Origin of the sequence: Nocardia sp. NPDC087230, from assembly GCF_044744725.1 — a bacterium.
GTDB lineage: Bacteria > Actinomycetota > Actinomycetes > Mycobacteriales > Mycobacteriaceae > Nocardia > Nocardia canadensis.
Genome location: NZ_JBIUYV010000001.1, coordinates 25029 through 48911, shown reverse-complemented (window position 1 = coordinate 48911; position 23883 = coordinate 25029). Strand labels below are relative to the sequence as shown.

Genomic DNA, 23883 nt, shown 5'->3' with positions numbered 1-23883 from the left:
GAATCAGCTCGAGGATTTCTCGGCCCTGGCCGAGATCTGCTGGACGGCCCAGCCGTTGCCGTCGGGATCGCTGAAGAAGACGAAGCCGACATTGTCGAGCGGATGCGGTGTCGGCCTGGGGTTCTGACCGAGGGATTGCACGTCGGTGACCTCGACGCCGCGGGCCACCAATTCGGCGTGCGCCCGCTCGATATCGGGCACCACCAGTTGCAGGCCTTTCAGCGAACCGGGCGGCATCTCGGGCACCGCGCCCTTGCCGATGACGATCGAGCAGCCCGAACCCGGCGGGGTGAGCTGCACGATGCGCACGTCCTCGGAGATCACGGTGTCGTGGTCGACGACGAAGCCGAGCCGATTCGCGTAGAAGTCCTTGGCCCGGTCGATATCGGAGACCGGCACGATCACGACTTCCAGGGTCCAGTTCACGAGGTGCCTCCCGAGGGTGGTTCGGTCACGCGGTGGTGCCGAGTCTGCCACCGGCAGGGCCGAGACGCGGGCCGAACAGGCTGTTCACGGCCTGCGCTCCCAGCGCCAGGCGTATTCGCCGTCGGCGGGTGGTGGACCGGGCAGGTCCCCCTCGGCGGTCATGCCGTCGAGCAGCAGGGCCAGCACGCGCTGCCGCAGCTGGGCGGTGCGCACCGGGTCGGGCATCGTGACCGCGGCGCACGCTTCCAGCAGCAGCCCCACGTCCTGGGGATCGAAGTCGGCGCGCAGTCGTCCGCTCGTGTGGGCCCGGCGCACCAGCTCCGCGCTCACTTCGCCCGAGTGGATGACGTCGGGCAGCATCGACTCGTCGGGAGTGAAGGTGCCCGCGAGCTTGACCGTCAGCGAGTGCACGTCGGCCTCCACCACGCGTTCCAGGAAGCCGACGAATCCGCGCCACCCGTCCGGATCTTCCAGCGCCGCATCCGCTTCGGCGTTGAACCGGCGCAATCCCTCGTGACACAGCGTGCGCAGCAGCACCTCCTTGCTCGGATAGCGCCGGTAGAGGGCGCTGATGCCGACGCCCGCGCGTTCCGCGACAGCCGCGATCGGCGCGGTCGGATCGTCGAGGAACACGGCGCGGGCGGCGTCGAGGATGAGGCTGTCATTGCGCGCGGCTTGCGCCTTGCGGCCCGACAGGCGGGGCTGAGCTGCGGTTTCGGTCTGCTTGGGCATGAATCCAGACTACCACTTGAAACGGAATGATCCGTTCTGCTACGGTTGGAACAGAACGAAGCATTCCGTTTCACAACAAGGAGTCGACATGACCGCCACGGCCACCATCACCCCCTTCCGCATCGACGTGCCCCAGGCGAAGCTCGACGACCTCGCCGCCCGCCTGCGCGGCGCGCACTTCCCGGACGAGCTGCCCGGCGTCGGCGACGCCTACGGCGTCCCGGCCGAGCGCGTCCGCACTCTCGCCCAGTACTGGCTCGAGGAGTTCGACTGGCGGGCGCTGGAATCCGAGCTGAACGCCTACCCGCAGTTCACCACCGAGATCGAGGGCGAGAACATCCACTTCCTGCACATCCGGTCCTCGCGGCCCGACGCGACGCCAGTGATCCTCACCCACGGCTGGCCGGGGTCGATCCTCGAGTACATCGACGTGATCGCGCCCCTCACCGAGCCGGAATCGGCCGAGGATCCGGCCTTCCACCTGGTCATCCCGTCGCTGCCCGGCTTCGGCTTCTCCGGCCCGACCCGCAGCACCGGCTGGAACCGCTACCGCACCGCCCGCGCCTGGGCGGAACTGATGGCGCGCCTGGGCTACGAGCGCTACGGCGCCATCGGCAACGACGGCGGCTCGATGGTCTCCCCCGAGCTCGGCCGGATCGCGCCCGAGCGGGTGCTCGGCGTGCATGTCACCCAGCTGTACTCGTTCCCGTCCGGCGACCCGGCCGAGTTCGAGGGCCTGTCGGAAGCTGATATGGCCGCGCTGGCGCATCTGCAGTGGTTCCACGAGAACAAGATGGCCTTCAACACCCTGCACAGCCAGCAGCCGCAGACCCTGGCCTACGCCCTGGCCGATTCGCCGGTCGGGCTGCTCGGCTGGAACGCCCAGCTGTTCGGCGAGTCGATCGACGCGCGGTTCGTCGTGGCGAACATCGCGCTGTACTGGCTCACCGGCACGTCGGGCTCGTCGCTGCGGTTCTACTACGAGGACGCCCACGCCACCGAGCACCCGACCGAGCCGACCACGGTTCCTACCGGGCTGGCCATGTTCGCCGGTGACTTCCAGTCGATCCGCCGGTTCGCCGAGCGTGATCACAGCAATATCGTCAGCTGGAACTCCTACGACACCGCCGCGGGCAGCGGCGGCGCGAACGACGCGGCCGGGCACTACGCCGCGCACGAGGCGCCCGAGGTGCTGGTCGGCGACATCCGCCGATTCTTCGCCGGCCTCGCCTGATTCGGCTTCGGTGCCGCGGCCCACGCTCCCCTCATCGGCGCGTGGGTCGCGACCCATTCGAATCATGCACCAGCGCAGTGTTATACGCGCACCAAAGAACGCAATCAGTGATGCTCGTGCAATTCACCCCAGGCCGGGAAGGGATCGGCGAAGCCGGCCCACCCGGCCGGACCCGCGGCGAACTCCGCGTCGGTGAGCAGCGCGGCATCGAGTGCGCGCCGGACCGCGGCCGAGTCCAGGCGCACGCCGATGAACACGATCTCCTGGCCCGCGGGCACTTCCAGCGACGACCACCACGCGCCCGGCTCGAAGGTCAGGTTCGGCCCGGCCTGCGACCAGATCGCGGCCAGCTCGGGACGACTGGCGATCCAGCAGAAGCCCTTGCTGCGCAACATCCCCCGCAGTCCGGCCAGCGCGTCGGCGAGCCGGTCCGGGTGGAACGGCCGGTCGGCGGTGTAGGTGAGACTGCTGATCCCGTATTCCTCGGTCTCGGGGGTGTGGCCGCCGGCCAGCTCCTCGGCCCAGCCCTCGGCCTCGGCGGCCACCACCGGGTTGTAGCGGCCGGTGGCGAGCACCTCGTCCAGCCCGACCACCCCCTTCTCGGTGCGCAGCACGCGCGCCCTCGGGTTGAGCCTGCGGACGGTCGCCTCGACGGTGGCCGCGGCGTTCGCGCTCACCAGGTCGGTCTTGTTGATCAGCAGGACGTCGGCGAATTCCACCTGGTCGACCAGCAGATCCGCGATCGTGCGGGTGTCCCCCTCGCCCGCTTCGAGTTCGCGCTCGGCCAGCGCCTGCCCCTTGACCAGCTCGGCCAGGAAGGTCGACGCGTCGACCACGGTCACCATGGTGTCCAGACGCGCGAGGTCGCCGAGGCGGAACCCGTCCTCGAACTCCCAGTCGAAGGTCGCGGCCACCGGCATCGGTTCGGAGATGCCGGTGGACTCGATCACCAGCTGGTCGAACCGGCCGTCGCGGGCGAGCCGGGCCACGGCCTCGATCAGGTCCTCGCGCAGCGTGCAGCAGATGCAGCCGTTGGTGAGCTCGACCAGTTTCTCCTCGGTCCGGTCGAGATGTCCCTGGCCCGCGACGAGCGCGGCATCGATGTTGACCTCGCTCATGTCGTTGACGATGACCGCCACCCGGCGGCCCTCCCGATTGGCGAGGATGTGGTTGAGCAGCGTGGTCTTGCCCGCGCCGAGGAAGCCGGACAGGACGGTGACGGGCAGATGCGCGGTGGGGGCGGAATTGGTCACGGGTTAATGATAATGGTTTTCATTTGCTGTTTGCGGGCGGGGTCCGGCGAACCGGGCGCCGGTCGTAGGGTTGGAGCGTGAAGATGTTGCCGCTGACCCCCGATGGCCAGACCCCCGTTCGCGCGCTCACCATCGCGGGCACCGACTCCGGCGGCGGCGCCGGCATCCAGGCCGACTCCCGGACGATGGCGCTGTGCGGAGTGCACGCGTGCGTGGCGGTGGCGGCGGTGACCGTGCAGAACACGGTGGGCGTCAGCGGATTTCACGAGATCCCGCCGCAGATCGTGGCCGATCAGGTGCGGGTGGTCGTCCGCGACATCGGCGTCGGCGCGGCCAAGACCGGCATGCTCGCCTCCACCGCGATCATCGAAGCCGTCGCGGACGTGTGCCGCGAGGTCGGCATCGGGCGCGACGCCGGCGTGCCGCTGGTGGTCGACCCGGTCGCGGCCTCGATGCACGGCGACCCGCTGCTGCACGCGGAGGCGCTCGACGCGGTGCGCAACACCCTCATCCCGCTGGCCACGGTCGTCACGCCGAATCTCGACGAGGTCCGCCTGATCACCGGCATCGAGGTGGCCGACGATGCCACCGCCCGCACGGCCGCCGAGGCGCTGCACGCGCTGGGCGCGCAGTGGTCGATCGTCAAGGGCGGGCACCTGCGCTCCTCGGAATACAGCACCGACCTGCTCTACGACGGCGACACCTTCCGGGAGTTCACCGCGCCGCGCATCGCCACCGGCAACGATCACGGCGGCGGCGACACCCTCGCCGCGGCCATCGCCAGCGCGCTCGCCAACGGCTACTCGGTGCCCGACGCCGTCGCCTTCGCCAAGGAGTGGACCTATCGCTGCCTGGCCGCCTCCTACGACCTCGGCGCGGGCCACGGGCCGGTTTCCCCGCTGTGGCGACTGCGCACCGATGTCTAGCGTGGCGTCGCGAACTTGTCGGTGGGCAGGTTCATACTGAATCCATCGCACCCACCACCGGTTCCAACGACGCAGCCGGCGAGAACAACGGAGTTCGCCTCGGGCGCGACGACTTTCAGCCGACGACGAACGCGTCGCGCAACGGCTGCGACGGGTCGATCCTGACTCCGTTGAACCGTGCGTGCGCCGTGGCGAGCGCCGAGATGCTCTCGGCCAGATAATCGACGAATCGTTCCACCGGCATCGCCGAGACCTCGCGCTGATTCGCGCCGAGCCACCAGTCCGTGGCCGAGGCCACCGCGCCGAAAATCGAATAGTTCACCAATTCGATCCCGGCCACGTCGATCGATTCGGTGGGCAGCAGACCGGCGAAGAATTCCGCGGCCCGCCGCGCCGATTGCCTGGCCGCGACCAGCGCCCGTTCCGTTTCCTTGGCCTGCTGGCTGAAATGGCTGTGCAGCATGAACCGGAAGACGTTCGGGTGCTCGGAGACGACGGCCACGTATTCGGCGGCCGCGCGACGCACCAGGTCGGCGACGGAATCGTCGGTCAGGTTCACCCCACTGAGCACCCGTTCCCACAGCATGTCGCGGACCCGGTCCACGATCGCGTTGTAGAGATCGGTCTTGTCCTCGAAATGGCGGTACAGCTTCGGCTTGGCCGCACCGGCTTCCTTGGCGATATCGCCCATGCTGACATCGGGGCCGACCCGATCCAGCGCGCGGAACGCGGCGTCGACGAATTCGATCCGGACCTGCACGCGATGTTCGCGCCACCGCTCGGTCCGCGCATCGACACGACGGACCGGCTCGTCTGCCTTCCGGTAACCGCGCGTCACGGTCAGCAGCTTATTGGCGCGGTCGGCCCGGGTGCTGCGCGGGGCGACTTTTGCCGGACCGGCAATCTTTCTTGCGGGTTTTCGCCCGGTGCCCGCACCATCGAATCGTCTACGCGTCCGCCGACCGACAGGAGCCCCGATGACCGAGACCGCGCCGACCGCCGAACAGTTCTGGGAGGACTTCTACCGCGAAAGAGACCAGATCTGGACCGGCAACGCCAACAAGACCCTGGTCAGCGAGGTCGCCGGGCTGACGCCGGGCACCGCGCTCGACCTCGGATGCGGCGAGGGCGGCGACGCCATCTGGCTGGCGAAGCAGGGCTGGCAGGTCACCGCCGTCGACGTCTCCGCCACGGCGATGGAGCGGGGTGCCCGGCACGCGGCCGACGCGGGCGTGCGGATCACGTGGGAGCGCCACGACTTGCAGACGAGCTTCCCGGCGGGCACCTTCGACCTGGTCTCGGCGCAGTTCCTGCACTCACCGGTGGAACGCCCCGACGAGCGCGCGACGATCCTGCGCAAGGCCGCGGCCGCCGTCGCCCCCGGTGGCGTGCTGGTGATCGGCAGCCACGCGCACTGGCCGACCTGGGTCACCACCCCGCCGCACGACGTCTCCTTCCCGACGATCGAGCAGATGCTCGCCCAGCTCGACCTCGGCCCCGAGTGGCAGGTGGAGACCGCGGGCCTGCTCACCAGCCCGTCGACGAGCCCCGACGGCGTCGAGGGCGAACGGGCCGACAGCGTGCTGCGCGTGCGCCGCGGCTAGCGGAGGGTCAGCCGCCCCGGGTACCCGCTTCGGCTTTCGGCACCGCGTCGCCGTTGCTTCGTCGCGACAGCACATAGAGCGCCCACATGACGATCGGCAGGAGGATGTCGGTCCACAGCGGGATCCCGATGTTGTACGGCTTGGTGTTGTCCTCGGCCACCCAGAAGTAGACGTGCCCGGCCGCGTCGCCCCAGTACTGGATGGTCAGGACGACGATCGCGCACAACCAGAAGTGGCCGCGGTACCAGTAGGCCATGATGCCGACCACGCCGATGGCCAGGTCGCCCATCGCGTTCTCCCATTGGAAGCCGCCGTCGCCCCGCGTGTAGCCGATCTGCTCGGCGACCTGGGCGCCGTCGAAGATGTGGGCGGCGGCGCCGAGAACCGAGGCGACCCCGACGACGGCCACCATCCACCAGACCATGTGGATGTCGGCCGCGGGTCGACCGGGCTGACGCCGGCTCTGTACGAACCCGCCGACGAGGGCGACGAGTACCGCGATGACGGTAGGCATCCGAGCGCCTCCATGCCTCGAGTCGAGCACTGTTCGAGCAGGTAGACGAGCTCTTCCAGTGTACCCTCGCGGATCCCCAGCAACCTCCCAGCTCGGTCCCAGCTGGGTGGCAGCGCCGCCGTCGAGGGTAGGTGGCATGACCCAGACCGAGGCCGAGCCACAGCCCACGCAGAGCAGCCGCGCGCCGGTGCTCGACGTGGTGATCCCCGTCTACAACGAAGAAACCGACCTGGGCCTGTGCGTACGCAGGCTGCATGCCTACCTACGGGACGGATTCCCGTTCACCGCCCGGATCACGATCGCCGACAACGCCAGCACCGACGCCACCCTCGAGGTGGCGCGGCTGCTGGCCGACGAGCTCGACGGTGTCCAGGTGCTGCACCTGGACGCCAAGGGCCGGGGCCGGGCGCTGCGCGCGGCGTGGGCGGGATCGGACGCGGCGGTGGTCGCCTATATGGACGTCGACCTGTCGACCGATCTGAACGCGCTGCTGCCGCTGGTCGCGCCCCTGGTGTCCGGCCATTCCGACCTGGCGATCGGCACCCGGCTCGACGCGTCGTCGCGGGTGGTGCGCGGCCCCAAGCGCGAGATCATCTCCCGCTGCTACAACCTGCTGCTGAAAACCACGCTGCGGGCCCACTTCTCCGACGCGCAGTGCGGGTTCAAAGCGGTGCGCACCGATGTCGCCCGTGAACTGCTCCCGCTGGTGCGGGACGGGGAATGGTTCTTCGACACCGAACTGCTGGTCCTGGCCGAGCGCGCCGGGCTGCGCATCCACGAGGTGCCCGTCGACTGGATCGACGATCCCGACAGCCGGGTCGACATCGTCGACACCGCCCGCAAAGACCTGCGCGGTATCTGGCGGCTGACCAGGGCGCTGGCCACCGGCGCGCTCCCGCTCGACGAACTGCGCGCCGCCGTCGGCCGCGAGCCGCTGGTGGCGGGCGTGCCGCTCGGGATGATCGGGCAGCTGGTGCGTTTCGCGATCGTCGGCGTGACCTCGACGCTGGCCTACATCGTGCTGTATCTGCTGCTGCAACCGCTGCTCGGCGGGCAGGGCGCCAATCTGGTGTCGCTGCTGATCACCGCGGTGGGCAATACCGCGGCCAACCGCGCCTTCACCTTCGGTGTGCGTGGACGCGGTGACGCGATGACCCATCAGTTCCAGGGTCTGGCGATCTTCGGTTTCGGGCTGGCGATCACCAGTGGCTCGCTGTTCGCACTGCATCGCTGGGCGCCCGACGCCCCCGTCGTGGTGGAGCTCGGCGTGCTGGTCTTCGCCAATCTCGTGGCGACACTGGCCCGGTTCGTCGGACTGCGCTGGGTGTTCCGGCACGCCGGCTCCGACCGCGCGGTGGCGGACCCAGGGCCCGATGTCGTCCTGCGCGCCGCGACGGACACGGTGGAGGCGCGCCGATGACCGCCACCATCGCCCCGCCCTCGCCCGCCGGGATCACCGACACCGCGCCGCGCCGAAAGCGCTGGGAACTGCCGGCCTTGGCGGTTCTGCTGCTCGGCACCGCCCTCGCCTACCTCATCAACCTCAGCGCCAACGGCTGGGCCAACGACTTCTATGCCGCTGCGGTGCAAGCGGGTTCGCGATCGTGGGAGGCGTTCTTCTTCGGCTCCTCCGACGCGGCCAACTCGATCACCGTGGACAAGCCGCCCGCCTCCCTGTGGGTGATGGAGCTGTCGGTGCGGCTGTTCGGGCTCAACAGCTGGAGCATGCTCGTACCGCAGGTGCTGCTCGGCGTCGCGACGGTCGCGGTGCTGTGGGCGACGGTGCGCCGATCCTTCGGTCCCGCAGCGGGATTGATCGCGGGCGCGGTGCTCGCGGTGACGCCCGTCGCGGTATTGATGTTCCGGTTCAACAACCCCGACGCCCTGCTGGTGCTGTTGATGACGGCGGCCGCCTGGGCGATGACCCGCGCCGTCGCCGACGGGCGCTGGCGGTGGCTGCTGCTCACCGGCGGGCTGATCGGTTTCGGGTTCCTGGCCAAGCAGTTACAGGTACTGCTGGTCGTGCCCGCGCTGGCGCTGACCTACCTGTTCGCGGGCCCGCCGAAGCTGGGCAAGCGGATCGCGCAGCTGTTCGCGGCGGGCGCCGCGATGGTGGTCGCGGCGGGCTGGTGGCTGCTGACAGTGGAGCTGTGGCCCGCCGATCAGCGGCCGTGGATCGGTGGGTCGCACGAGAATTCGATCATCGAGCTGACGCTGGGCTACAACGGGCTCGGCCGACTGAACGGCAACGAGCGCGGCAGTGTCGGCCCCGGCGGCGAACTGCCCGCCGGCGGCAACGGCATGTGGGGCAGCACCGGGATCACCCGGCTGTTCGAGCCCGCGCAGGGCGGCCAGATCGCCTGGCTGATCCCCGGCGCACTGGTGGCCCTGGTCGCCGGACTCGTCCTGTGCGGACGATCGCCGCGCACCGATCGACGCCGGGCCGCGCTGATCCTGTGGGGCGGTTGGCTGCTCGTGACCGGCCTGGTGTTCAGCTTCATGGCGGGCATCTTCCACCAGTACTACACGGTGGCCCTCGCGCCCGCCGTCGCCGCGCTGATCGGCATCGGCGCGACACAGCTGTGGGGTGCGCGGGATCGGCTGTGGGTGCGCCTCACCGGTGCGCTCGCCATCGGCCTCACCACCGCCACCGCGTGGGTGTTGTTGTCGCGCAGCGCGTCCTTCCAGCCGTGGCTGCGCTGGACGATCCTCGTGGTCGGTGTGCTCGCGACTATCGCGGCCGCCTTCCCGCTGGCCCGCAGACAGGCGGTGATCGCCGCGATCGCCGCCGCTTTCGTCGGGCTCGCCGGGCCCGTCGCCTACTCCATCGATACCCTCGCGACCGCGCACTCCGGCGCGATTCCGTCGGCCGGGCCGAACGCCGGTGGGATGCACGGGTTCGGAGGTCGGGGTGGGCCAGGGATGTGGCCTGGCGGTGATGCTCGGATGGGCGCGATGCCGGGCGCGGATGGGGCGAACTCGTCGGGTGGTGCCGATGCACAGGGCGGGATGCCATCGGACGGCGCTCAGGGCGGCGGTATTCCGTCAGGTGCTGCCCAGGGTGGCGGTTCGCAGTCGGATGGTGGTGCGGCCCAGCCGGGTGGGGCCGGCGGTCTGCTCGGTGGCTCGCGACCGAGTGATCGGATCGTCAGCCTGCTCGAGCGCGACGGAGAGAACTACACCTGGGTCGCGGCGACGGTCGGTTCCAACAGCGCCGCCGGATACCAGCTGGCCACCGAGCTGCCGGTGATGCCGATCGGCGGCTTCAACGGCAGCGACCCCTCCCCCACCCTCGACCAGTTCACAACCTATGTGGCCGAGGGCAAGATCCACTACTTCGTGGCGGGCGGCCGGGGCGGCCCCGGCGGAAACAGCGAGTCGACCAGCTCGGCGATCACCGCCTGGGTGACGGCGAACTACACCGCGACCACCGTCGACGGCGTGACGCTGTACGACCTCACCCAACCGAAGTAGTCGGCAGCGCCGAACGCCCGCAAGAACACTCGGGGCCGGGCTCGGTCGGATCACCCCGGTCCGACAGACCCGGCCTCGACGTGAAGACCCCCAAGGCTCACCCGCTCGACGCAGCGTTCGCATCCGGTGCGGCTCACGCGGACCCGATCAGCCCCACCGACCACCGGCAGGGATCGGTCGTCGTTTGCCCTGCGGCACTGCGCTTCACGCGATGAGAACGCGACCACCTCGTGGCCGCGCTCGGTCAGCACATCCACCATGGTCTGGCCGAGATGGCCGACACTCGGAACTGCGCAGGTCACCAGGGTTATACCTAGGTGTTCAGCGCCGAATGCAAGGTCGCCGCCCACTGGTCGACGATGAGTTTGCGGCGCGCCGAGTCGTCGGTGAGGACGTCGGCCAGGCCGAGCCCACGAGCCAGGTCGAGGGTCGCCTGGACGAGGTGATGGTTGACCGGATCGGAGTCGTCGACGCCGAGTGCTTCGACCGCGCGCCGGTGCGCGATCCGGCCGAACCGGGCCTCGAGCGGGACGATGCGTTCGCGCAGCGCGGGATCGGCGGCGGCGTGCGTCCACACCTGCAAGGCCGCCTTGAACAGCGGCGAGGTGTAGGACTCGACCAGGCCCGAGACGACGGCGCGGGTGCGGCCGACGCCCTCGGCGACCTCGCTGATGGCGGCGGCCTCGGCGGCCGACTGATCCATCCTGGTGTCGAACATGTACTCGAGCGCGCCCGTGATCAGGTCTTCCCTGGTGGGGAAATGATGCTGGGCGGCCCCGCGCGACACCCCGGCCCGTTCGGCGACCACCGACACGGTGGCGGCCGCCCAGCCGGTCTCGGCCAGGCAGTCGATGGTCGCCTCGAGCAGCCGCTGCCGGGTGGCCCGGCTGCGGTCCTGCTTGGGTTCGTGGGGTGTCGCCATCGGACTATTGTGCCCAGCTGGGCGGGCGCTTCTGGAAGAAGGCGGTCATGCCCTCGATCACCTCGGGGGTGCCGAAGAACCCGGCCGAGCGCTGTGCGAGCTCCTCGGCCTCGGCGTCGAAGCGCGCGAGCAGGGTCGAATTGACCAGCTTCTTGGACTCGGCCAGCCCCTGCGGCGAACCCTTGCGCAGCTCGCCACACAGGCGCTTGACCTCGGCGGCGGCATCGGCGGCCGCGATGGTCACCAGCCCGATCCGCTGTGCCGTCGCGGCGTCGAACTTCTCGCCGGTCAGGAAGTAGCGGCTCGCCGAGCGCTGGTCCATCCGCGGCACCAGGGTGAGCGAGATCATGAACGGCGCCATCCCGATCCGCACCTCGGTGAGCGCGAAACTGCTGCTGGGCCCGGCGACGACGAGATCGCAGGCACCGATGATGCCCATGCCGCCGGCGCGCACATTGCCGTCGATCTGGGCGACGACCGGCTTGGGCGAGGCCAGGATGCCCCGCAGCACGTCGATCATCACCCGCGTGCGCTGATCGGCCGCGGTCGCCGGATCGGCGGTACTCGCCTCCTTCAGGTCCGCGCCCGCGCAGAAGGTGTCGCCGGTGTGCGCCAGCACGATGCCGCGCACGACGGGATCGGCGTTCGCCGCGTCCAATCCGGCCAGTAGCTCGCGCACCAGCTTCGATGAGAGCGCATTGCGATTGTGCGGGGAATCGAACGTCAGCGTGGCGAACCCATCGACGACCTCGTACCGGACAAAGGGCGCGCCCTCAGGATCACTCATCGAACCCACCTCAACCTTTCACTAGATCGAACTCAACCTGACCGCTCCCAGCCCCGCACCCGCGACCCCGAGGAGCGGCGGCCACGCAGTGGCCGGTCGCGGCCGGGTCGCCGGTCAGGCGCCGTTTCGCAAGCGACGAAGGAGCAAGAAACGGTGCCTGACCGGCGACCCCCAAGGGCCGCGACTCGAGCGCGCCAGCGCTCCAACTAATACGACCGCGGCAGACCGAGGGAGTGCTGGGCCACGAAGTTCAGGATCATCTCCCGGCTGACCGGGGCGATGCGCATGATGCGCGCCGCCTGCAGCATCGCCGACAGCCCGACCTCCTTGGTCAGACCCGACCCGCCGTGGGTCTGGATCGCCTGGTCCAGTGCCTTGATGCTGGCCTCGGCGGCCGCGTACTTGGCCATGTTCGCGGCCTCGGCGGCGCCGAACTCGTCGCCCGCGTCGTAGAGGGTCGCGGCCTTCTGCATCATCAGCTTGGCCAGTTCCAGCTCGATCTTGATCTGCGCGAGCGGATGCGAGATGCCCTGGTGCGCGCCGATCGGCGTCTTCCAGACGGTGCGCTCCTTGGCGTACTCCACCGCGCGATCGATGGCGTAGCGGCCCAGGCCGATCGCCATCGCCGAGCCCATGATGCGCTCGGGGTTCAGGCCGGCGAACAGCTGGGCGATGGCGGCGTCCTCGGAGCCGACGAGGGCGTCGGCGGGCAGGCGCACGTCGTCGAAGAACAGCGTGTACTGGTGATCCGGCTCGATGACGTCCATCTCCTGGACGTTCTTCACCAGGCCGGGCGCGTCGACCGGGACGATGAACAGCGCGGGCTTGAGCTTGCCGGTCTTGTGGTCCTCGGTGCGCGAGACCACCAGGATGGCCTCGGCCTGATCGACACCGGAGATGAAGATCTTGCGGCCGTTGAGGATCCAGTCGCTGCCGTCGCGGCGGGCGGTGGTGGTGATCTGGTGCGAGTTGGAGCCCGCGTCGGGCTCGGTGATCGCGAAGACCATCTTGGCCGAGCCGTCGGACAGCTTGGGCAGCCAGGTCTGCTTCTGGGCGTCGGTGCCGTACTTGGTGATGATGGTGCCGCAGATGGCCGGGGAGACCACCATCAGCAGCAGGCCGGCGCCCTGGGCCGAGAGCTCTTCCTGCACCAGCGCCAGCTCGTACATGCCCGCGCCACCGCCGCCGTACTCCTCGGGCAGGTTCACGCCGAGGAAGCCGAGCTTGCCCGCCTCGTCCCACAGTTCGGTGAGCGGCTCGTTCTTGCGCGAGAGCGGCAGCACGTAGTCGCGGTAGTTGTACTTGGCCGCCAGCGACGCGACCGCCGCGCGCAGCGCCTTCTGCTCTTCGGTTTCGTGAAAGCTCATGCTGAACCCTTCTGTCCTGACCCGGAGCCCTCCGTGGTCATGCTTCGCTACCGCCTCCGGGCTTGACCGGATCAGGACGGCTCCTGCTCTTCTTCCTCGACGACGGCGAGGACGGTTCCGACCTCGACCTGCTGGCCGACGGTGACGTTCAGTGCGCTGAGGACGCCGGTGGCCGGCGCGACGATCGTGTGCTCCATCTTCATGGCCTCCAGCCACAGGATGGGCTGACCCTGCCGCACCTGGTCGCCCTCGGCTGCGCCGAGGCGGATCACGCTGCCGGGCATCGGCGCGAGCAGCGAACCGGCCGCGACCTGCTCCGACGGGTCGGTGAAGCGGGGCAGTCGGCGCACGGCGACCGGGCCGAGTGGCGAGTCGACCGCCACGAGGTCGCCGTAGCGGGCGATCTCGAACTGACGACGCACCGAGCCACGCTCGCCCGGCACCGCGAGCACCACCCGTTCGGGCGCCACCGAGATCAGTTCGAGGCCGTCGTGGCCGTCGACCTCGATGCCACCGGCCCTGGTGAACCGGTACCGCACCTCGTGCGTGCCGCTGGTGCGGCTCTCGTAGGACTTGCACTGCGGCTGCGAGGCCAGGTTGCGCCAGCCACTCGGGGCGAGCTTGGCGAACCGGTTCGTGGTGTGCGCCAGCGCCGCGTCGGCGAGGGCGGCGGCCACGATCGACAGCGCCTCGTCGGCCTCGGACACCAGCGGCGCGGACAGCGCGGCCAGATCGTGGGTCGCGAAGAACGCGGTATCGGTGTCACCGGCCAGGAACGCGGGGTGCCGCAGCACCCGCACGAGCAGGTCGCGGTTGGTCACCAGACCGTGGATCTTGGCGCGCTGCAAGGCGGTCGCCAGCAGATGCGCTGCCTCGGCGCGGGTCTCGGCGTAGGAGATGACCTTGGCCAGCATCGGGTCGTAGTGCACGCCGACGACCGAGCCGTCGACGACACCGGTGTCGAGCCGCACGCCCGCCTGCTCGAGAACGGTGAACTCTCCGGCCGTGAACGGGATCTCGATCTTGTGCACCGGTCCGCTCTGCGGCTGCCAGTCCTGCGCGGGGTCCTCGGCGTAGAGCCGGACCTCGATCGAGTGGCCGCGCTGGGCGGGCTGGGTCGCGGGCAGCGGCAGCCCGGACGCGACCTGCAACTGCAGGCGGACCAGGTCCAGGCCGGTGGTCTGCTCGGTGACCGGATGCTCCACCTGGAGGCGGGTGTTCATCTCCAGGAAGAAGAACTCGCCCTTCTCGTCGGCGAGGAATTCGACAGTGCCCGCGCCCTCGTAGCCGATCGCCTCGGCGGCCAGCCGGGCCGCTTCGAAGAGCCGCTCACGCATGCTCTGCCCATCCGCGCTGCTCGCGGCGGCACGCTCCGCTACCGCCTCCGGCCCCGGAGCTCGCAGCGCGTCGATCTTCTCGACCAGCGGCGAGGGCGCCTCCTCGACGACCTTCTGGTGCCGTCGCTGGATCGAGCATTCCCGCTCGCCCACCGCCCAGGTCGTGCCGAAGGTGTCGGACATGACCTGGACTTCGATATGGCGGCCGGTTTCGAGGTAGCGCTCGCAGAACACGGTCGGATCGCCGAAGGCCGACTCGGCCTCGCGCTGCGCGGCGGCGATCTGGTCCTTCAGTTCACCCAGCTCGCGCACCACGCGCATTCCGCGACCGCCACCACCGGCGGACGCCTTGATCAGCACCGGCAGGTGCGCCTCGGTGACCTCGGCGGGATCGAGCTCGGCGAGGACGGGCACGCCGGCGGCGTCCATCATCTTCTTCGACTCGACCTTGGAGCCCATCTGCTCGATCGCCGCGACCGGCGGACCGATCCAGACCAGGCCCGCGTCCAGCACCGACCGCGCGAATTCGGCGTTCTCGGAGAGGAATCCGTAGCCGGGGTGGATGGCGTCGGCACCGGCGGAGAGCGCGGCCTCGATGATCAGCTCACCGCGCAGGTAGGTCTCGGCGGGAGTGTTGCCGGGCAGCCGGATAGCCGCGTCGGCCTCGGCCACGTGCGGGGCCGCGGCGTCGGCGTCGGAGTACACCGCGGTGGTCCCGATGCCCATCCGGCGGCAGGTGGCGAACACGCGGCGCGCGATCTCACCACGGTTGGCGACGAGGACGTTCGTGATGGCCCCACCCGTCACCCGACCGCCGCTCACGGAATCGCTTCGCGATGCTGTTGTCATGTCGCGCCTCACATTCGGAAGACGCCGAAGCCCTCGGCGCCCTGGATCGGAGCTGTGTGGATGGCCGACAGGGCCATCCCCAGCACGGTGCGGGTATCGCGGGGGTCGATGATGCCGTCGTCGAAGAGCCTGCCCGACAGGAACATCGGCATCGCCTCGGCCTCGATCTGCGCCTCGACCATGGCGGCCAGCCCGGCGGCGGCCTCCTCGTCGAACGGCAGACCCTTGGCCTCGGCCGCGCCGCGCTGCACGATGGTGAGCACGCCGCCCAGCTGCGCGCCGCCCATCACGGCGGACTTCGCGCTCGGCCAGGCGAACAGGAAGCGCGGGTTGAACGCCCGACCACACATGCCGTAGTGCCCCGCGCCGTAGGAGGCGCCGATCAGCAGCGAGATGTGCGGGACCGTCGAGTTGGCGACCGCGTTGATCATCATCGCGCCGTGCTTGATGATGCCGCCGTGCTCGTAGTCCTTGCCGACCATGTAGCCGGTGGTGTTGTGCAGGAACAACAGTGGCGTGTTCTTCTTGTTCGCCAACTGGATGAACTGGGTGGCCTTCTGCGATTCCTCGGAGAACAGCACGCCGCGCGCGTTGGCCAGGATGCCGATCGGGTAGCCGTTGATCTCGGCCCAGCCGGTGACCAGGCTGGAACCGTAGAGCGGCTTGAACTCGTCGAAGTCGGAACCGTCGACGACGCGGGCGATCACCTCACGCGGATCGAACGGGATCTTCAGGTCCGAGGGCACGATGCCGAGCAGTTCCTCGGGATCGTAGAGCGGCGAGATGACCTCGGCGCGCGGCTCGGGGCCCTGCTTCTTCCAGTTCAGCCTGCGCACGATGTTGCGGCCGATCCGGATCGCATCCTGCTCGTCGGCGGCCATGTAGTCGGCCAGACCCGAGGTGCGGGCGTGCATCTCGGCGCCGCCGAGAGTCTCGTCGTCGGAGTCCTCACCGGTGGCCATCTTCACCAGCGGCGGGCCCGCCAGGAAGACCTTCGCGCCCTCCTTGACCATCACCACGTAGTCGGACATGCCGGGGATGTAGGCGCCACCGGCGGTCGAGTTGCCGAAAACCAGTGAGATGGTGGGGATTCCGGCGGCGGAGGCCTGGGTGAGGTCGCGGAACATCGCGCCACCCGGAATGAAGACCTCTTTCTGCGTCGGCAGGTCGGCGCCGCCGGACTCGACCAGTGAGATCACCGGCAGGCGGTTCTGCTTGACGATCTCGTTGATGCGCAAGGTCTTCCGCAGCGTCCACGGGTTGGAGGTGCCACCGCGCACGGTCGGGTCGGGCGCGACGATCATGCACTCGACGCCCTCGACGATGCCGATGCCGGCGATCGTCGACGCGCCGACATGGAAGTCGCTGCCCCACGCGGCCAGCGGGCACAGCTCCAGGAACGGCGAGTCCTCGTCGAGCAGCAGCTCGATCCGCTCACGCGCGGTGAGCTTGCCGCGCTTGTGATGCCGGGCCACCTTGTCGGGGCCGCCACCGGCGATCGCCTTGGCGAACTCGGCCTCGACCTCGGCGAGCTTGGTGGCCATCGCCTCGGCGGCGGCGGTGTACTCCGGCGACGCGGTGTCGACGGCGGAACGGAAGGTCGTCACGACTGGTACCCCAATACTTTCGACGCCAGCATGGTCAGGATCTCGTTGGTGCCACCGCCGATGCCGATGATGCGCACATCGCGGTAGATGCGCTCCACCTCGGACTCGCGCATGTAGCCCATGCCGCCGTGCAGCTGGACCGCCTGGTTGGCGACCCATTCGGCGGTCTCGACGGCATTGTTCTTGGCGAAGCAGACCTGGGCGATCTGGTTGGCGTCCCCGGCGACGAAGCGCTCGACCAGGGCCCGGGTGTAGGTGCGCGACACGTCGACCCGCTGGGCCATCTCGGTCAGCGTCATCTGCACCTTCTGGCGGCTGATCAGCGGGCGGCCGAAGGTCTCCCGGTCCCGGCACCACTGCACGGTCAGGTCCAGGGCGCGCTGGGCCAGCGAGTACGCCTGCACCGCGAGGCCGACCCGCTCGCTGACGAACGCGTTGGCGATCTGCGCGAAGCCGGTGTTCTCGCCGCCGACCAGGTTCGCGGCGGGCACCCGCACGTCCACGTAGGACAGCTCGGCGGTGTCGGAGGCCAGCCAGCCCATCTTCTCCAGCTTGCGGCTGACGGTGAAGCCTGGCGTATCGGTCGGCACGATGATCAGCGAGACGCCCGCCGCGCCCGCGCCGCCGGTGCGGACCGCGGTGACCACGAAGTCCGCCCGCGTGCCCGAGGTGATGAAGGTCTTGGCGCCGTTGATGATGAAGTCGTCGCCGTCGCGCACCGCCGCGGTGGTGAGGTGGCCGACGTCGGAGCCGCCGCCGGGTTCGGTGATGGCCAGCGAACCGATCAGGTCACCGCGCAGCGTCGGCACGGCCCAGCGGTCGATCTGGTCCTGATTACCGGACGCGATGATGTGCGGCAACGCGATTCCGCAGGTGAACAGCGACGCCCACAGCCCGCCGGAGGCACCGGCGAGATGGATCTCCTCGCCGACGATCATCGAGTCGACGATGCTGCCGCCCTCGCCGCCCGCCGATTCCGGGTACTCGATGCCGAGCAGGCCGAGCTCGCCGGCCTTCTTGTGCAGCTCGCGCGGCAGCGCGCCCTCGCGTTCCCAGGTGTCGAGGTCGGGCAGGATCTCCCGCTCGACGAACCCGCGCACGGTGGCGCGCAGTTCTTTTCGTTCCGGCGTGTCCCAAATTGTCGTCATGCTGCTGTCTCCTGTCGCATGATCGGGCGCCCTCCGTGGTTACGCTCCGCTGCCGCCTCCGGGCGCTGACCGATCACGCGAGCAGCTCCGTCGGCATATCGATGTGGCGGGAGCGCAGCCATTCGCCGAGCCCCTTGGCCTGCGGATCGAAACGCGCCTGGTAGGCGACGCCCTTGCCGAGCAGACCGGAAATGATGAAGTTGACGGCTCGCAGGTTCGCCAGCACGTGCCGGGTGACGGTCAGCTCGGCCGTCTCGGGCAGCAGTTCCTGGAGCTTGTCGACGGTGAGCGTGTGCACCAGCCAGCGCCACTGCTCGTCGGTGCGCACCCAGACGCCGATATTGGCGTCGCCGCCCTTGTCGCCGCTGCGGGCCAGGGCGATGGTGCCGAGCGGGACGCGGCTGGTCTCCGACGGCGGCGGGGGCGCGGGCAGTTCGGGCTCGGCGACCGGTTCCAGCACAGCGGTTTCGGCGGCGGGCTCGATGGCGACGCGAGTGCCGTCGGCCAGGACCGCGGTATGCGGCACCTCGTGCGCGTCGACGAAGCCCGGCGTGAAGACGCCGTAGGGCGAACCGTTGCCCGGCAGGGTCGTGAAGGTCGCGCCCGGGTAGCTGGCCAGCGCCAATTCCACGGCGACATTGGAGAATCCGCGACCGACCTTGTTCGGGTCGGGGTCACGCACCACGCAGCGCAGCAGCGCGCTGGCCTGTTCCTCGGTGTCGGCGTCGGGGCGGTCGAGCCGGGCCAGGGTCCAGGCCAGCTCGGCGGGCCTGGCGGGCAGCCAGGCCTCCAGCTGTCGTTGCGCCAGTGCGGCTTTGGCCTCGATCTCCAGGCCGGTGAGGATGAACTCCATCTCGTTGCGGAAGCCGCCGAGGGTGTTCAGCGAGACCTTGAGCTGCGGCGGCGGGGCTTCGCCGGTCACGCCGCTGATCAGCACCCGGTCCTTGCCCTGCTGGCTGAGCTCGATGCTGTCGAGGCGGGTGGTGACGTCGGGGCCCGCGTAGCGCACGCTCTGGATCTCGTACATGAGCTGGGCTTCGACGGTGTCGACGGTGACCGCGCCGCCGGTGCCGTCGTGCTTGGTGATGACGCTGGAGCCGTCCCGGCGGATCTCGGCGATCGGGAAGCCGGGGCGGCCGAAGTCGCCGAGTTCGGTGAAGAAGGCGAAGTTGCCGCCGGTGGCCTGGGTGCTGCACTCGATCACGTGCCCGGCCACCACCGCGCCGGCGAGGGCGTCGTAGTCGGTGCGGCTCCAGCCGAAGTGGGCGGCGGCGGGACCGACGATGACCGAGGCGTCGGTGACCCGGCCGGTGACGACGATGTCGGCGCCGGAGTTCAGGCACTCGACGATGCCCCACGCGCCGAGGTAGGCGTTGGCCGTCAGCGGCTGACCGAGGCCGAGGTCGGCGGCGCGGCCGATCAGGTCGTCACCCTCGACGTGGGCGATCTTGGCGTCCAGGCCCAGGTCGGCGGCGACCTTGCGCAGCCGTTCGGCCAGCCCGGCCGGATTGAGGCCGCCGGCGTTGGTGACGATCTGGACGTTCTTCGCCAGCGCGAGGGCCAGGCAGTCCTCGATCTGCTTCACGAACGTCTTGGCGTAGCCCAGGCTGGGGTCCTTCATGCGGTCACGGCCCAGGATGAGCATGGTGAGCTCGGCGAGGTAGTCGCCGGTCAGCACGTCGAGGTCGCCGCCTTCCAGCATCTCGCGCATCGCGCTGAGCCGGTCGCCGTAGAACCCGGAGCAGTTTCCGATCCGGATCAGGTCCGGGTCCGCCGAGAGTGCACTCATGAACCCCAGGATCACATCGGTTCAGAAAAAAAGCAAGCATGCGTGCTTGTTAATTGCGGGCAATCCACCAGGCAAGATGGAGACCATGTCATCGGTCCTTCTCTTCGCCCTGGCCGGCTTCCTGCTCGGCGGCGCCTACACGACCTGGAAGAACAACCGCGCGCTGTCGATCGCCCTGATCGCCGCCGCGGTGCTGGCCGCCGTCGGCGCGGCTCTCTGGCTGCAATAGCCACCCCAGCATTTCGGAAGCCGCGAGCAAGCCCGTCGCGACGCCCACTCAGCAGGCCTGGCGTGGCTACCAGCGGCAACAGGCAACAGCAGCGCGGGTGAATCCGGGGCTCAGCTGGGGACGCTGAGCTTGAAGATCCGGACGTCCTCGGGGACGCCGTTGAGCGGGGCCGCCCAGAAGTTGCGTTTGTAGGGCTTGACCGTCGCGCCGAGCTCGGCGAGGGTCTCCGGGCGCAGGGCGGCGAGGGTGGTGCTGGACAGCATCGTGTTGCCGTTGCCGCCGGCCTCCATCATGCGGGCGGCGATATTGACGTCGACGCCGAGCCAGTCGCCGCCGATCTCACGGGGGGAACCGGTGTGCAGGCCGACCCGCATGCGCGGCTTGTAGCCGTCGACCTCGACGGTCGCCAGATTGCGGCGGGCGGCGACAGCGGCGCGGACCGCGCGATCAGGCGAGGAGAAGACCGCCATCAGGCCGTCACCCATGCGTTTGACCACCTGACCGCCCCGCTCGGCGATCGGCGGCTCGATAGCCTTGGCGACCTTGCGCAGCAGTTCCAGGGTGCGCTCGTCGCCCGCGGACAGCGACCAGCTGGAGAACGCCACCAGGTCGGTGAACACGATGGTCACCTCCTCGGTGCCCCGACCGCGGCCGATCCGCTCGAGCGCGGCCTGCCACACCTGGAGCGCGCCGAATCCGATCTCCCTGGCCGCGCTGGGGGTGCCGCCGACGATCTTGTCCGCGGCACGGGCGACCGCGCGGGCCCCACCGGGACCGGAGACCGAAAGCGGATCGCCGAAGGCCGGGTCACCGGGGAGCTGATGACGAGCCTTCCGTACGGCACCGATCAGATCGGCCCGCCGATTGGCCGCCTGCAATTTCGACGAGAACTGGGCACGCCGCCGACCGGGCCGGGCATCGTCGGAGTCCGGCGTATCGGACTGCGCACTATCGGTGGGCTCCAACGGGATCACCACCTCCGCGGCAGCGTCACGCCGCCGCGGATCCACCCCGCCAGAAGGCGTTTCACTCACGCCCAGATCGTACCTGGTCCAGCCCGCTGCCCCACCGGACGAAAAAGCCCCCGGCGTCCGGGCAGCGGACGCCGGGGGCGGTCCCGGGCATCTGCGAGGGCAGCCCGGGACGGTCTGTCAGGCGTCTCGGCGATTGATCATCACCAAGGCGCCGGCGAACACGATCGCCACGAAGACGGCGAAGTAGATCAGGCTGCCCCACACACCCCAGTGCCAGTTGCCCGAGACGTCCTCGACGGTCAGGAAACGGTTGGCGTTCTGGAACGGCAGGAACGGCTTGACGGTACGACCGAAGCTACCGAACGCGCCGAGCAGACCCTCCAGCAGCAGGGACCACAGCACGATCAGCGAGATCGCGGCGGCGGACTGACGCACCAGCACACCGACGCCGATGGCCAGGACCACACACAGGAAAGCGTAGATCGGAATGCCGTAGATGGCCCGCCAGTTTCCGTCGAGCACCAGTTCCGGCGCCTCGTCACCGACGAACAGCTTGGCCACCACGAAGGCGATCAGCGCGAGCACGCCGGTCAGCACCGCCGCGTACACACCGACCAGGCCCGCCTTGGACAGCACCACCTTCGAGCGGTTCGGCACCGCCAGGAAGCTGGCGCGGATGACGCCGAAGCGGTACTCACTGGTGACCGTCAGGGCGGCCATGATCATCAGCACCATCACGCCGAAGCCGGAGACACCGGAGACCACCACGCTCGGGGTGAGCAGCGTCGGCACCTCCCCCGCCTGGGTGTTCTCGGCCTTGGTGACCAGCGCGATCAGCGCGGCCAGGCCGATGCCGAGGAGAACCACGATCGCCGAGCACCACCAGGGCGACCGGGTCGAGGTGAGCTTGATTCGTTCCGCAGCGAGCACGCCCATCAGAGCGCACCTCCCATCACCTGGTCGAGGCCCGCGCCGTGGTACTCCACGGCGCCGCCGGTCATCCGCATGAACGCCTCCTCGAGCGACGCCTGCTGCGGCGCCAGCTCGTAGAGCGTGACGTTGTTGGTGCCCGCCACCTTGCCGACCTCGTCGCTGGTCACCCCGGCCACGATCAGCGCGGCGTCGCCCTCTTCCCGCACGGTCATGCCGTGCGAGGTGAGCAGGCTGCGCAGCTGATCCAGCTGCGGGCTGCGGACCCGCACCGACTGCTCGGAGGCGCGGTCGATGAAGTCCTTGGTGGTGGTGTCGGCGATGAGCTGACCACGGCCGATGACGATCAGGTGCTCAGCGGTCTGGGCCATCTCCGAGAGCAGATGGCTCGACACCAGCACGGTGCGGCCCTCGGCGGCCAGGCGCTGCATGAAGCGGCGGATCCAGAGGATGCCCTCCGGGTCGAGGCCGTTGACCGGCTCGTCGAACAGCAGCACCTTCGGATCGCCGAGCAGCGCGCCCGCCAGGCCGAGCCGCTGGGACATGCCCAGCGAGAACCCGCCCGCGTTCTTGCCCGCCACCTCGGACAGGCCGACCAGCCGCAGCACCTCCTCGACCCGCGACTTCGGGAGGTCGTTGGACGCGGCCAGCCACTCCAGGTGCGCGCGCGCCGAGCGGTTCGGATGCACCCACTTGGCATCGAGCAGCGCGCCGACCTGGGTCAGCGGCCGCTCCAGATCCTCGTAGCGCTTGCCGCCGATCAGCGCGGTGCCCGAGGTCGGCCGGTCCAGGCCGAGGATCATCCGCATGGTCGTCGATTTACCGGCACCGTTGGGTCCGAGGAACCCCGTCACCTGTCCGGGATGGACGGTGAACGAGAGGTCCTGCACCGCGACGGTCTGGCCGAATTGCTTCGTCAGGCCCTTCAGCTCGATCATGCGCCCCAGCTTGCCGCACGAAGACGGCGAGCGCGTCGCCGTGAGGTCGCGAGTCGGGTCATCCTCGAGGATGACCCCGACCCTGAGAGGGGGACTACCGGGCTGGGGAGGATGCCTGGGCCCAGAAACGCTTGGGGATGCGGCCCGCTCGGCGGGCGAGGTGGCCGGCGCGGACGGCGGCGGCCATGGCCGAGGCCATCAGTTCGGGGTCGCGGGCTCGGGTGACGGCGGTGGCCAGGAGGACGGCCTGGCAGCCGAGTTCCATGGCCAGGGCGGCGTCGCTGGCGGTGCCGATGCCCGCGTCGAGGATGACGGGCACGCCCGCGGCGGCCACGATCATCTCGATGTTGTGCGGGTTGCCGATGCCGAGGCCGGTGCCGATGGGGCTGCCGAGGGGCATCACCGCTGCGCAGCCCGCGTCCTCGAGCCTGCGGGCCAGGACCGGGTCGTCGTTGGTGTAGGGCAGGACGACGAAACCGGCGTCGACCAGCTGTTCGGCGGCGTCGAGCAGCTCGAACGGGTCGGGCAGCAGGGTGCGCTCGTCGGCGACGACCTCGAGCTTGACCCAGTTCGTCTCCAGCGCCTCGCGCGCCAGCTGCGCGGTGAGCACGGCCTCGGCGGCGGTGCGACAGCCCGCGGTATTGGGCAGCAGGGTGATGTCGAGGCGCTTGAGCAGGTCGAGCACGCCGGTGCCGCCCGCGGCGTCGACCCGGCGCATGGCGACGGTGGTGAGCTCGGTGCCGGAGGCGATCAGGGCCTCTTCCAGGACGGCCAGGTTCTCGGCGCCGCCGGTGCCCATGATCAGGCGCGAGCCGAACTCCTTGTCCGCGATGCGCAGCGGTG

The 23883-nt window shown here is 69.7% G+C and carries 22 protein-coding genes; 6 read left to right on the top strand and 16 right to left on the bottom strand.

Annotation, left to right across the window (positions count from 1 at the left end):
• Window positions 1-3 precede the first annotated feature (3 nt).
• Both ACIO52_RS00255 and ACIO52_RS00250 read right to left on the bottom strand, forming a co-directional pair.
• Window positions 4-426 carry a VOC family protein gene (locus ACIO52_RS00255; protein WP_218722145.1) on the bottom strand — a complete coding sequence of 141 codons (423 nt, stop codon included), beginning with the start codon at window positions 424-426 and terminating at the stop codon, window positions 4-6.
• Between the two features lie 84 nt (window positions 427-510).
• The gene (locus ACIO52_RS00250) at window positions 511-1158 is read right to left on the bottom strand and encodes a TetR/AcrR family transcriptional regulator (protein ID WP_316576298.1); all 648 of its coding nucleotides are present in this window, start codon (window positions 1156-1158) and stop codon (window positions 511-513) included.
• A gap of 88 nt (window positions 1159-1246) precedes the next feature.
• Between ACIO52_RS00250 and ACIO52_RS00245 the strand changes: the two genes are divergently transcribed.
• Entirely contained in the window at window positions 1247-2392 is a 1146-nt protein-coding gene (locus ACIO52_RS00245; protein WP_218722147.1) for an epoxide hydrolase family protein, read from the top strand.
• Window positions 2393-2496: 104 nt separating this feature from the next.
• Here ACIO52_RS00245 and ACIO52_RS00240 read toward each other — a convergent pair whose 3' ends face one another.
• Window positions 2497-3645, bottom strand: a complete 1149-nt coding sequence (locus ACIO52_RS00240) for a GTP-binding protein (RefSeq protein ID WP_402640390.1) — start codon at window positions 3643-3645, stop codon at window positions 2497-2499.
• A 77-nt stretch (window positions 3646-3722) separates the two neighbouring features.
• On the opposite strand from ACIO52_RS00240, the gene thiD reads away from it, so the two are divergent.
• Complete coding sequence (gene thiD / locus ACIO52_RS00235) at window positions 3723-4571, top strand: bifunctional hydroxymethylpyrimidine kinase/phosphomethylpyrimidine kinase (protein ID WP_402640387.1); 849 nt, start codon at window positions 3723-3725, stop codon at window positions 4569-4571.
• A 115-nt stretch (window positions 4572-4686) separates the two neighbouring features.
• Here the strand turns inward: thiD and ACIO52_RS00230 are convergent, their stop codons facing one another.
• Complete coding sequence (locus ACIO52_RS00230) at window positions 4687-5409, bottom strand: TetR/AcrR family transcriptional regulator (protein WP_218722150.1); 723 nt, start codon at window positions 5407-5409, stop codon at window positions 4687-4689.
• A 139-nt stretch (window positions 5410-5548) separates the two neighbouring features.
• Between ACIO52_RS00230 and ACIO52_RS00225 the strand changes: the two genes are divergently transcribed.
• Window positions 5549-6175: a class I SAM-dependent methyltransferase gene (locus ACIO52_RS00225; protein ID WP_316576301.1), complete on the top strand. Its 627-nt coding sequence runs from the start codon at window positions 5549-5551 to the stop codon at window positions 6173-6175.
• Window positions 6176-6182: 7 nt separating this feature from the next.
• Here ACIO52_RS00225 and ACIO52_RS00220 read toward each other — a convergent pair whose 3' ends face one another.
• Complete coding sequence (locus tag ACIO52_RS00220) at window positions 6183-6689, bottom strand: DUF6790 family protein (protein ID WP_218722152.1); 507 nt, start codon at window positions 6687-6689, stop codon at window positions 6183-6185.
• A 136-nt stretch (window positions 6690-6825) separates the two neighbouring features.
• Here ACIO52_RS00220 and ACIO52_RS00215 point away from each other — a divergent pair, with 136 nt between their 5' ends.
• The gene (locus ACIO52_RS00215; protein ID WP_316576302.1) at window positions 6826-8109 is read left to right on the top strand and encodes a bifunctional glycosyltransferase family 2/GtrA family protein; all 1284 of its coding nucleotides are present in this window, start codon (window positions 6826-6828) and stop codon (window positions 8107-8109) included.
• The gene (locus tag ACIO52_RS00210) at window positions 8106-10163 is read left to right on the top strand and encodes a glycosyltransferase family 39 protein (protein ID WP_402640383.1); all 2058 of its coding nucleotides are present in this window, start codon (window positions 8106-8108) and stop codon (window positions 10161-10163) included. Before ACIO52_RS00215 ends, ACIO52_RS00210 begins: the two co-directional genes overlap by 4 nt.
• Before the next feature lie 313 nt (window positions 10164-10476).
• On the opposite strand, the gene ACIO52_RS00205 is transcribed toward ACIO52_RS00210, so the two are convergent.
• The 7 genes from ACIO52_RS00205 to ACIO52_RS00175 form a co-directional block, all read right to left on the bottom strand.
• The gene (locus ACIO52_RS00205) at window positions 10477-11085 is read right to left on the bottom strand and encodes a TetR/AcrR family transcriptional regulator (RefSeq protein WP_218722155.1); all 609 of its coding nucleotides are present in this window, start codon (window positions 11083-11085) and stop codon (window positions 10477-10479) included.
• Between the two features lie 4 nt (window positions 11086-11089).
• Window positions 11090-11872, bottom strand: coding sequence for an enoyl-CoA hydratase family protein (locus ACIO52_RS00200; RefSeq protein ID WP_218722156.1), 783 nt, complete (start codon window positions 11870-11872; stop codon window positions 11090-11092).
• A 206-nt stretch (window positions 11873-12078) separates the two neighbouring features.
• Window positions 12079-13239, bottom strand: a complete 1161-nt coding sequence (locus tag ACIO52_RS00195) for an acyl-CoA dehydrogenase family protein (protein WP_316576305.1) — start codon at window positions 13237-13239, stop codon at window positions 12079-12081.
• A 71-nt stretch (window positions 13240-13310) separates the two neighbouring features.
• The gene (locus ACIO52_RS00190) at window positions 13311-15383 is read right to left on the bottom strand and encodes a biotin carboxylase N-terminal domain-containing protein (RefSeq protein ID WP_402640378.1); all 2073 of its coding nucleotides are present in this window, start codon (window positions 15381-15383) and stop codon (window positions 13311-13313) included.
• A gap of 50 nt (window positions 15384-15433) precedes the next feature.
• Entirely contained in the window at window positions 15434-17032 is a 1599-nt protein-coding gene (locus ACIO52_RS00185) for an acyl-CoA carboxylase subunit beta (RefSeq protein WP_218722159.1), read from the bottom strand.
• Window positions 17029-18180, bottom strand: a complete 1152-nt coding sequence (locus tag ACIO52_RS00180; RefSeq protein WP_316576307.1) for an acyl-CoA dehydrogenase family protein — start codon at window positions 18178-18180, stop codon at window positions 17029-17031. The genes ACIO52_RS00185 and ACIO52_RS00180 overlap by 4 nt, the downstream gene beginning before the upstream one ends.
• Window positions 18181-18253: 73 nt before the next feature.
• The gene (locus tag ACIO52_RS00175) at window positions 18254-19969 is read right to left on the bottom strand and encodes an acyclic terpene utilization AtuA family protein (RefSeq protein WP_402640374.1); all 1716 of its coding nucleotides are present in this window, start codon (window positions 19967-19969) and stop codon (window positions 18254-18256) included.
• 85 nt (window positions 19970-20054) lie between these two features.
• Between ACIO52_RS00175 and ACIO52_RS00170 the strand changes: the two genes are divergently transcribed.
• Window positions 20055-20198 (top strand): hypothetical protein, encoded by a 144-nt coding sequence (locus ACIO52_RS00170; protein ID WP_218722217.1) that lies wholly within the window; start codon window positions 20055-20057, stop codon window positions 20196-20198.
• A 110-nt stretch (window positions 20199-20308) separates the two neighbouring features.
• Here ACIO52_RS00170 and ACIO52_RS00165 read toward each other — a convergent pair whose 3' ends face one another.
• The 4 genes from ACIO52_RS00165 to ACIO52_RS00150 all read right to left on the bottom strand — a co-directional run bounded on the left by ACIO52_RS00165 (window position 20309) and on the right by ACIO52_RS00150 (window position 23839).
• Window positions 20309-21172 carry an adenylate/guanylate cyclase domain-containing protein gene (locus ACIO52_RS00165; protein WP_394358763.1) on the bottom strand — a complete coding sequence of 288 codons (864 nt, stop codon included), beginning with the start codon at window positions 21170-21172 and terminating at the stop codon, window positions 20309-20311.
• A gap of 177 nt (window positions 21173-21349) precedes the next feature.
• Window positions 21350-22108: an ABC transporter permease gene (locus ACIO52_RS00160; RefSeq protein ID WP_218722162.1), complete on the bottom strand. Its 759-nt coding sequence runs from the start codon at window positions 22106-22108 to the stop codon at window positions 21350-21352.
• Window positions 22108-23040, bottom strand: coding sequence for an ABC transporter ATP-binding protein (locus ACIO52_RS00155; protein WP_218722163.1), 933 nt, complete (start codon window positions 23038-23040; stop codon window positions 22108-22110). The genes ACIO52_RS00160 and ACIO52_RS00155 overlap by 1 nt, the downstream gene beginning before the upstream one ends.
• Before the next feature lie 94 nt (window positions 23041-23134).
• Window positions 23135-23839 (bottom strand): thiazole synthase, encoded by a 705-nt coding sequence (locus tag ACIO52_RS00150; RefSeq protein ID WP_402642111.1) that lies wholly within the window; start codon window positions 23837-23839, stop codon window positions 23135-23137.
• Between the last annotated feature and the right edge of the window lie 44 nt (window positions 23840-23883).

Coding starts and splice junctions, on each gene's coding strand:
- ACIO52_RS00250 (WP_316576298.1), bottom strand. CDS start 1,158: ATGCCCAAGCAGACCGAAACCGCAGCTCAGCCCCGCCTGTCGGGCCGC.
- ACIO52_RS00245 (WP_218722147.1), top strand. CDS start 1,247: ATGACCGCCACGGCCACCATCACCCCCTTCCGCATCGACGTGCCCCAG.
- ACIO52_RS00225 (WP_316576301.1), top strand. CDS start 5,549: ATGACCGAGACCGCGCCGACCGCCGAACAGTTCTGGGAGGACTTCTAC.
- ACIO52_RS00220 (WP_218722152.1), bottom strand. CDS start 6,689: ATGCCTACCGTCATCGCGGTACTCGTCGCCCTCGTCGGCGGGTTCGTA.
- ACIO52_RS00215 (WP_316576302.1), top strand. CDS start 6,826: ATGACCCAGACCGAGGCCGAGCCACAGCCCACGCAGAGCAGCCGCGCG.
- ACIO52_RS00210 (WP_402640383.1), top strand. CDS start 8,106: ATGACCGCCACCATCGCCCCGCCCTCGCCCGCCGGGATCACCGACACC.
- ACIO52_RS00205 (WP_218722155.1), bottom strand. CDS start 11,085: ATGGCGACACCCCACGAACCCAAGCAGGACCGCAGCCGGGCCACCCGG.
- ACIO52_RS00200 (WP_218722156.1), bottom strand. CDS start 11,872: ATGAGTGATCCTGAGGGCGCGCCCTTTGTCCGGTACGAGGTCGTCGAT.
- ACIO52_RS00195 (WP_316576305.1), bottom strand. CDS start 13,239: ATGAGCTTTCACGAAACCGAAGAGCAGAAGGCGCTGCGCGCGGCGGTC.
- ACIO52_RS00180 (WP_316576307.1), bottom strand. CDS start 18,180: ATGACGACAATTTGGGACACGCCGGAACGAAAAGAACTGCGCGCCACC.
- ACIO52_RS00175 (WP_402640374.1), bottom strand. CDS start 19,969: ATGAGTGCACTCTCGGCGGACCCGGACCTGATCCGGATCGGAAACTGC.
- ACIO52_RS00170 (WP_218722217.1), top strand. CDS start 20,055: ATGTCATCGGTCCTTCTCTTCGCCCTGGCCGGCTTCCTGCTCGGCGGC.
- ACIO52_RS00160 (WP_218722162.1), bottom strand. CDS start 22,108: ATGGGCGTGCTCGCTGCGGAACGAATCAAGCTCACCTCGACCCGGTCG.
- ACIO52_RS00155 (WP_218722163.1), bottom strand. CDS start 23,040: ATGATCGAGCTGAAGGGCCTGACGAAGCAATTCGGCCAGACCGTCGCG.
- ACIO52_RS00150 (WP_402642111.1), bottom strand. CDS start 23,839: ATGGGCACCGGCGGCGCCGAGAACCTGGCCGTCCTGGAAGAGGCCCTG.